8 protein-coding genes and 1 pseudogene are annotated in these 8,426 nt (G+C 43.4%); 7 read left to right on the forward strand and 2 right to left on the reverse strand.

What is annotated here, in order from left to right; all coding sequences use genetic code 11:
- Positions 1 to 221: transposase (locus FZ952_RS11135; RefSeq protein WP_148881705.1), on the reverse strand; the 221-nt coding region annotated here is incomplete at its 3' end.
- Positions 222 to 532: 311 nt separating this feature from the next.
- On the opposite strand from FZ952_RS11135, the gene rpsD reads away from it, so the two are divergent.
- Together rpsD and tnpA are read left to right on the forward strand one after the other, a co-directional pair.
- A complete protein-coding gene (rpsD, locus tag FZ952_RS11140) occupies positions 533 to 1,144 on the forward strand; it encodes a 30S ribosomal protein S4 (protein ID WP_062201586.1) in 612 nt (203 codons plus the stop codon).
- A gap of 201 nt (positions 1,145 to 1,345) precedes the next feature.
- Positions 1,346 to 1,810 carry an IS200/IS605 family transposase gene (tnpA, locus tag FZ952_RS11145; RefSeq protein WP_148881706.1) on the forward strand — a complete coding sequence of 155 codons (465 nt, stop codon included), beginning with the start codon at positions 1,346 to 1,348 and terminating at the stop codon, positions 1,808 to 1,810.
- 266 nt (positions 1,811 to 2,076) lie between these two features.
- Here the strand turns inward: tnpA and FZ952_RS11150 are convergent, their stop codons facing one another.
- The gene (locus FZ952_RS11150; protein WP_148881707.1) at positions 2,077 to 2,607 is read right to left on the reverse strand and encodes a TetR/AcrR family transcriptional regulator; all 531 of its coding nucleotides are present in this window, start codon (positions 2,605 to 2,607) and stop codon (positions 2,077 to 2,079) included.
- Positions 2,608 to 2,750: 143 nt separating this feature from the next.
- On the opposite strand from FZ952_RS11150, the gene FZ952_RS11155 reads away from it, so the two are divergent.
- The 5 genes and pseudogenes from FZ952_RS11155 to FZ952_RS11655 form a co-directional block, all read left to right on the forward strand.
- Positions 2,751 to 5,150 carry a YhgE/Pip domain-containing protein gene (locus FZ952_RS11155; RefSeq protein ID WP_148881708.1) on the forward strand — a complete coding sequence of 800 codons (2,400 nt, stop codon included), beginning with the start codon at positions 2,751 to 2,753 and terminating at the stop codon, positions 5,148 to 5,150.
- 246 nt (positions 5,151 to 5,396) lie between these two features.
- Positions 5,397 to 6,122: a polyphosphate polymerase domain-containing protein gene (locus tag FZ952_RS11160; RefSeq protein ID WP_148881709.1), complete on the forward strand. Its 726-nt coding sequence runs from the start codon at positions 5,397 to 5,399 to the stop codon at positions 6,120 to 6,122.
- Positions 6,115 to 6,795, forward strand: coding sequence for a DUF4956 domain-containing protein (locus FZ952_RS11165; RefSeq protein ID WP_148881710.1), 681 nt, complete (start codon positions 6,115 to 6,117; stop codon positions 6,793 to 6,795). Before FZ952_RS11160 ends, FZ952_RS11165 begins: the two co-directional genes overlap by 8 nt.
- Positions 6,796 to 6,812: 17 nt before the next feature.
- Positions 6,813 to 8,063, forward strand: a complete 1,251-nt coding sequence (locus FZ952_RS11170) for a carbohydrate-binding domain-containing protein (protein WP_148881711.1) — start codon at positions 6,813 to 6,815, stop codon at positions 8,061 to 8,063.
- A 77-nt stretch (positions 8,064 to 8,140) separates the two neighbouring features.
- Positions 8,141 to 8,426, forward strand: a pseudogene (locus FZ952_RS11655) (IS3 family transposase); the annotation flags it as partial.

Below are 8,426 nucleotides of genomic sequence, written 5' to 3' on the forward strand. Positions count from 1 at the left end.
TGACTATTTGGATGAGGGGTCAGAGGGCGATGGGATTTGTCTCTTAGAGATTCTTTGCTTCCATCGAACCGTTTATTCCAACGCATAAGAGAGGCTTTTGAGACTTTGTATCTCCGACAGATAAAGGTGACAGAGGTACCGTTGCGATAGGTTTTGACAGCGTGATAGCGGGTATCCAAAGTATGTGGCAGATAGCGGATGTTTTGTGATATACTATTCATGAGAAGATTCCTTTTTTTGATGGTTGTGTCAGAACTAATCCTATCAAGGTTTCTTCTTTTTTGGTACTCAGGTCTCACATCTATTGTAACGCTACACTTCTTTCAGCTATTTTCTGATTTTACCCCTTTACATTCTTCATATTTCATGGTACAATAACCTTTGTGTGAAATAGCAGCAGGAGAGCATGAAGCTCGTCAACAGGTGTCTTAAGACAAGTAACCTTGGCTGTTTAGGCGAAGGGCATCTGCACGAATCAGGGCTCTCTAAGTGACTATTTCCACCGAAATATTATTATTAGGAGGACATACATATGTCACGTTATACAGGACCATCTTGGAAACAAGCTCGTCGCCTTGGCCTTTCACTTACAGGTACAGGTAAAGAATTGGCACGTCGTAACTACGTACCAGGACAACACGGACCAAACAACCGTTCTAAATTGTCAGAATACGGTTTGCAATTGGCTGAAAAACAAAAACTTCGTTTCACTTACGGTGTAGGTGAAAAACAATTCCGTAACTTGTTCGTACAAGCTACTAAAATCAAAGAAGGAATCCTTGGTTTCAACTTCATGCTTCTTCTTGAGCGTCGTTTGGACAACGTAGTTTACCGTCTTGGTCTTGCGACTACTCGTCGTCAAGCTCGTCAATTCGTAAACCACGGTCACATCCTTGTTGACGGCAAACGCGTTGATATCCCATCATACCGCGTAACTCCAGGTCAAGTAATCTCAGTTCGTGAAAAATCATTGAAAGTTCCAGCTATCCTTGAAGCAGTTGAAGCAACTCTTGGACGTCCAGCATTCGTATCATTCGACGCTGAAAAATTGGAAGGTTCATTGACTCGCTTGCCAGAACGCGATGAAATCAACCCAGAAATCAACGAAGCGCTTATCGTCGAATTCTACAACCAAAAACTTTAATTTCAATTGGAAATTTATTCAGAAGCCGATTTCGGCTTCTTTTATTAAAGGCTTTAGCCAGTTGAGGAGGCGAAGTCTCCGAAACAAAAAACCACCCGCTATGCGGGTGCGAGATAAAAGTTAAACAATTGAAAAATCATCCTTTCTTGATAAAATAAGAGTAGTTCAAGCTCTAAAATAAAGAAAGGATGATTTTTTATTATGGCAAATAAACATAATAGTTTATCGCATACAAAGTGGTTGTGTAAATACCATATTGTATTTACACCTAAGTATAGACGAAAAATAGAATTTAATCAATATAAACGAGATATAGTAGGTATAATAAAGAGATTATGTAAGTATAAAGGTGTAGAAATAATAGAGGGACATATAATGCCAGATCATATACATTTGCTACTATCAATACCACCAAAATATAGTGTATCAAGTTTTATGGGATATCTGAAAGGGAAAAGTTCATTAATGATATTTGATATGCATTCAAACTTGAAATACAAGTACGGAAATAGAAAGTTTTGGGCGGAAGGATACTATGTAAGTACTGTAGGATTAAATGAAAGTACAATAAGAAAATATATCAGAGAACAAGAGTCGCATGATATTGCAATAGACAAACTGACAACAAAAGAATATACAAATCCATTTGGAAATAAGAAAAAATAGATAAACCCGTTTAACGGGTAGCGGGCGTTAAAATACAATAGGGCTTGAACGAATGTGAAAGCCGGCGCCTTGAGGTGCGTGTTAGTAACAAAGGGTTATACCCGAAGAGAAAACCACCCCTTTCCAGGGGTGGTCATTATTATGACTTCAAGCCAGTTTTTCTCGCAGAGAAAAACAAGAAAACCACCGGCTGAGCTGGTGGCTGACTCGATTAACAAAAAGGGACTGAGAAAAAATTGTCCCAGCCTTTATTTAGTTGTTGAATTTTATAGCATCTTTAAAAGAAGATGAGCCATTTGTTCGGGACTTTCTTTTTTTCCCCGAGAAATCCACATCTGGCAGACTCCAAAGAAGGCATTGGAGAGGTAGACGGTGCTATATTCCTTTTCAATTTGACTATAGACTTTTTTGCTAAAACGCTCTTGCAAGCTTTCAGATAGCATGATTTGAAGTTTATGACGCAGGAAATTTTGGATTTCCCTGGTGCCATTTTCTGTCAAGAGGGCAGCCAGAAGGGGCTCTTGGGTCAGGAATTGAAAGACTTCCGTGATAGCTACCGCGATATCTTCTTGATTATTTTCAAAGATGTGTTCTAGTTGATGAAAGAGCCCTTGCTGATAGCGTTCAATCATATCATATTTATCTTTGTAGTGGGTATAAAAGCTACTGCGACTGATACCGGCAGCTCTGGCCAATTCGACCGTTGTGATGTGGTCAAATGATTCCTCATGCAACAATTTAACCATGGCCTTCTCAATGATAGCCTTGGTTTTTTTACGTTTATTACTTTCTATCATCCGCATTTTTCCTTTGCTGGTGAATTATACAAAATTAGACAAGGTGTTCAAAAAAATGAATTTTCTGCTTGCCTTAATTTTTTTATTGTGTATAATCTATTATATCAAATTTTTAGACAAGGTGTATAAAAAGGGGAGAAAAAATGTTTAAAGAATGGAAAGCCATCTTCAAAAAACCGAAGGTTATTGTGGTGATGCTGGGAATTTCCTTGATTCCGGCTTTGTATAATGTGATTTTTTTGAGCTCCATGTGGGATCCTTATGGCAAACTTTCTGAACTGCCAGTAGCGGTGGTCAATCAGGATCAGAAAGCGAGCCTATATGGACAAGACTTATCTATCGGTTCAGATATAGTTCAAGATATGAAGAAAAATGCAGCGCTGGATTTTCATTTTGTGGATGAGGATCAGGCAGAGAAGGGGCTGGAAAAGGGAGACTACTATATGGTGGTCACTCTTCCCGAGGATTTGTCGGCCAAGGCGGCTAGTATCTTGAGCAATCAGCCTAAGCAGGTCACGATTAATTATCAAACATCCAGTGGCCATAGTTTTATCGCTAGTAAAATGAGTGATTCTGCCATGACTTCGATGAAGCAGTCGGTCAGTCAGAAGATCACGAAAAGCTATGTGACAAGCCTTTTTGCGAGCATGGATAAGCTAAAAGGTGGACTTGGAACAGCCGCAGATGGCACAGCTAAATTGGCCGAAGGCAGTCAGGAATTAGCAAACGGCAGCCAAAAACTGTCTACTAACTTGGAGAACCTAGCCCAGTCCAGCCTAACCTTCTCAGATGGAGCTACAGCGCTATCGACTGGTCTGGTAGCATATACAAATGGAGTGTCTCAGATCAATGCTGGCTTGCCAACTTTTACTAGCAAGATGACGGAATATACAGATGGAGTTGGGCAGCTCTCAGCTGGTACCAGTCAGTTAACCGCTCAGTCAGAAACTTTACTGAATGGAACTAACCAACTGACGGGCAATTCACAGGAATTAGTCGCTGGTGTGGAGCGCCTAAATAGCGGTTTGGCAGCCTTGCAATCATCTGTCAATAGTAGTGTTACTGCTAATCAGGAAAAGGTCGCTCAGTTGACGGCGGGTCTAGATCAGCTCAATACAGCCATTCAGAATGCTGCGGCGGGAACGAGCTTGCCAACGGAAACAATTGCGGCTTCTCTCACGACGATTGCGACCAATGCCCAGTCTTTGGCAAGTAGTGCGCAAAGTGATCGGGCGGCAGCCGTGGCGGCTTTGGAGGGAACAGCTGCTTACCAAAAGCTTTCTGCCAGTGAGCAAGAAGAACTAAAAGCAGCTCTAGCAGGTGGCACGGATTCTAGCAGCAGTGCGGCGGCAGCCATTGTACAGGAAGTCCAAGCTATCCAAACGAATCTGCAAGGACTGCAAACAGCTAGCAGTCAGGCAAGTCAGCTGTCGGCAGCAGCCAATCAAGTCCTGCCAGGTGCTTCAGCTATGATTAGTGGTCTCTACGGTGGTCTAGGTCAGGTAAATGAAGCTCTGTCCTCTGCCAGCACTGGTTCAGCGACCCTTTCTCAAGGCATTACGGCTTATACAGGTGGTCTTTCTCAAGTAGCTCAGGGAGTAGCGGCATATACTGCAGGGGTTGATCAGCTTTCTCAAGGAGCGTCTAATCTAGCGAGCCATAATGACCAAGTGACTTCAGGAATCGGTCAAATCAGCTCAGGCCTCTCTCAATTACATGATAAATCATCTACTTTGGTCACAGGCATGCAAAGATTAACTACAGGTGCCAATCAAATGGCGGATGGTTCTCAGCAGTTAGCAGCTGGCGGTTTAACCTTGAGCGGTGGGCTGGGAGACTTGTCAATCGGTGCTCAGACTCTAAATACAAGCTTGACGGATGCCAAGGGACAATTATCCGAGCTTTCTGTGACAGAGGACAATGCTGCTGCTTTGGCTGGTCCTGTTGAGCTGAAAAAAACAGACAAAGATCAGGTTGGTAAAAATGGTGTTGGTATGGCTCCCTACATGATTTCTGTTGCTCTTTTTGTAGCAGCGCTTTCGACCAATGTCATTTTCGGTACGCTGCCTTCTGGTCAGGTTCCAGCTTCCCGTAAAGCTTGGCTTAAGGCTCGTCTGGAGGTCAATGGCTTGATTTCTGTTTTGGCGGGCATCTTAGTTTATGGAGCGGTTCATTTGATTGGTCTTGAGGCCAACTATGAATGGACGACGTTAGCATTAACCGTTTTAGCCAGCATGGCCTTTATGGCGGTTGTGACGACTCTGGTCACTTGGGATAGTAAGGTCGGGGCCTTTGTCTCCTTGATCCTCTTACTCCTGCAGCTGGCTTCCAGCGCTGGTACTTATCCGCTGCCTCTGACGGCGGAAATCTTCCAAGTGCTCAATCCGATCTTACCGATGAGCTATGCGGTGTCAGGACTGCGGGAAACAATCTCGATGAATGGTCAAATCGGAGGCCAACTAGCCTTCTTGACCGCGACTTTACTACTTTTCATGGTCTTAGGCACAATAGCCTATCGTCCTGATAAGAAAGAAATTATTTAAGATAGAGTAGGCTGGTTTCTTTGTGAAAAGAAAAACTTGGTTTTGTGAAGAGAACCAAGTTTTTTTAGTTTCACGTGAAACGGTTGCTAAATAGCAGAATAATCGGTTTTGTAGATTTTCTCCACAAGTCTATTTTATTTGTTATGAAAATCAGAATGTTTTGTTTTCTTTAAGTTTTCTTTATTCTTCCTTTAAGTTTTCATCCGTAAAATGGCTCTAGTTACAAGAAAGACAGGGGGAGAATCCATGGCTAAAAAAACATTTAAAGATAAATTTCAACGATTTGAAACCAAATACATTATTTCCAAAGAAACTTTGGCCGATTTATTGACCGAGTTTGAAGGCCATCTGGTGGAGGATGAGCATGCTTATTCGACCATTAACAATCTTTACTACGACACCCCGACCTATCAAATGATTCGTGAGTCTTTAGAAAAGCCCTATTTTAAAGAAAAATTGCGCGTGCGGACCTACGATGAAAAGCCGAGAGAAGACAGTCAAGTCTTTTTGGAAATCAAGAAAAAGGTGCGCAAGATTGTCTACAAACGCCGCATTTCGACAGATTTAGTGGCTGCGGAGGCTTACTTGGAGGGCGATCACAGTAAGATTGAAGATTGTCAGATTCGTGAGGAAATCGACTGGCTGAGTCAGCGTTACGGTGGCGTACAGCCCATGATGTATATCTACTACAATCGTTATTCCATGAAAGGGATTGAGGATCCCAATGTTCGGATTACCATTGACCACGATTTGACTTACCGCAACTATGATTTGAGCCTCTTGCATGGTCATTACGGGGAAAGTCTTCTGCCGGATCAGCATGTGATTATGGAAGTCAAGGTGCCGGGAGCCTATCCGCTCTGGCTAAGTGAGATTTTGGATCGCCATCAGGTCTTTCCAAGCTCCTTTTCCAAATACGGCGTTGCCTACAAGAAAACGACAGACTATAAAGGAGTTGTAAATCATGCTTAATCACTTATTTTATGATATTTTTACCGATACGGCTGTAGATCCGGTTATGATGATGCTGGCAATCGGAGTGTCCTTGCTTTTGGGCTTGGTCGTTGCCAAGGTTTACCAGTTTAAGACGGTTTACAGCAAATCCTTTGTGATGAGTTTGGCGCTTTTGCCGACCTTGATTGCGATTGTGATTTTCTTGGTCAATGGAAGTCTGGGAGCAGGGGTTGCCGTCATGGGGGCCTTCAGCTTGATTCGTTTCCGTTCCGCACCGGGAGGAGCTAAGGAGTTGGTGTCCATTTTCCTAGTTATGACAATCGGGATTGCCATCGGAATGGGCTATCTGGTCTTTGCGACCGTCTTTACCTTCATCATGTCGCTCGTCATGCTGTTGCTTGAAGTGGTCAATTTTGGACAGATGAAGCATTCCATACGCCAGCTGACTGTCGTCATACCAGAGAGTCTGGACTATGAAAGCATTTTTGATGATATTTTCAACAAAGCTGCCAATCATGTTGAACTAGCCAATGTCAAAACCTCTGATATGGGAAGTTTGTTCAAGATTAAATACATCATTCAGCTGAATGGTCGAATGACCGAAAAAGAACTAATTGATGCCCTGCGCACGCGCAATGGCAACCTAGAGATTGCTATCAGCCGCTACATCACGAAAGAAAATGAATTATAACTAGAAAGAGGCCAATCATGAAAACAGGCAAGAAAAAAATATTTCAGAAAATAAAGCTAATGGTGCCCCTAGCGCTGATGAGCGTTAGCTTGGGGGCTTGTAGCTTGACCAGCCAGTCCAGCACAAGTACGAGCACTAGCACCAGTACCAGTCAAACGGCTACCAGTACGACAAAGACAGATACATCTAGCTATTTCACGGATCGTGATCAGGATGCTTCTTATGATGAGTCGACAGCAACCAAGATCAGCTTGAGTGGCTCCACAGCCAAGGTATCCGGTGACGGAGCGAGTGTTTCTGGCTCAACGGTGACGATTACGGCAGCTGGGACTTATGTCCTCTCTGGCAGCAGTGAAAATGTGCAGATTGTCGTCAAGGCTGGCGACCAAGACAAGGTGCAAATCGTTTTGGATGGCGTGACTATGACAGGGACGGATGCAGCGATTGTGGTAGAAAATGCAGATAAAACCTTTATTACCCTAGCTGAAGGCAGCAAGAATAGCATTTCTGACTCGGCCAATCACACCAATACTGACTACGATGCGGCCATTTACAGTAAGGACGACTTGACCTTCAACGGCTCAGGCAGTCTGACCATTGAAGGAAAATACGGTAACGCAGTCGAGTCTAATGATGACCTGCGTATCACAGGCGGGACTTATACGATTAAAGGCTACAAGAATGGCTTATCAGCCAATGATGCCATCAATATCAAGGAGGCTAGTTTGGATATTACCGCGACGGAGGATGCGATCCATGCGGATAACGATGAGGATACTTCGCTCGGAAATCTCTATATTCAGTCCGGTACCATTACGATTAATGCCGGAGATGACGGTCTTCATGCTAGCAATGCAGCAGTGATTGACGGTGGCACCATCACAGTCAAGTCCAGTGTCGAAGCTTTAGAGGGAACAAATGCCACGATTAATGGCGGTACACTTGATCTTTATGCGACGGATGATGGGATCAATGCAGCTAGTACAGCGACTGGGGCTGAGATTTTCATCAAGATTACTGGTGGCGACATCAAGGTTGAGGTCGGCCAAGGCGATACAGATGCCCTTGACTCCAACGGCGATATCATCATGACAGGAGGAAACCTAGCTATCACATCCACGGTATCTGCCTTTGACTTTGATGGCAAGGCTACCTATACTGGAGGGACTATCACGGTTAATGGGCAAACCCGAACCGAAATCACAGCAGATGGCCCTGGTGGCGGCGGTGCCCCAGGCGGACAAGGTGGCGGTCCCGGTGGACATTGATTAGAAAAAATCTAAGCAAAAATGAACCGTACCCCAAAAGTTAGACAGAAAAATCTAACATTTGGGGTGTTATTTTTATGAAATTAAGTTATGAAGACAAAGTCAAAATCTATGAGTTACGGCAAAATGGTGAAAGCATTAAGTCTTTGTCGGACCAGTTCAGTATTGCAGAATCTGGTATCCAATATATGATTCGACTAATAGACAGATACGGGATGAACATGGTCAAGAAAGGAAAAAATACCTATTATTCTCCAGAATTAAAGCAGGAAATGATTGATAACGTGCTTCTGAAACAACAGTCACAGCTGACCGTTTCACTTGATTACGCCTTGCCAAACCGAGGGACTCTTCCAAATTGGA

Source organism: Streptococcus sp. Marseille-P7376 (assembly GCF_902460385.1).
Lineage (GTDB): Bacteria > Bacillota > Bacilli > Lactobacillales > Streptococcaceae > Streptococcus > Streptococcus sinensis.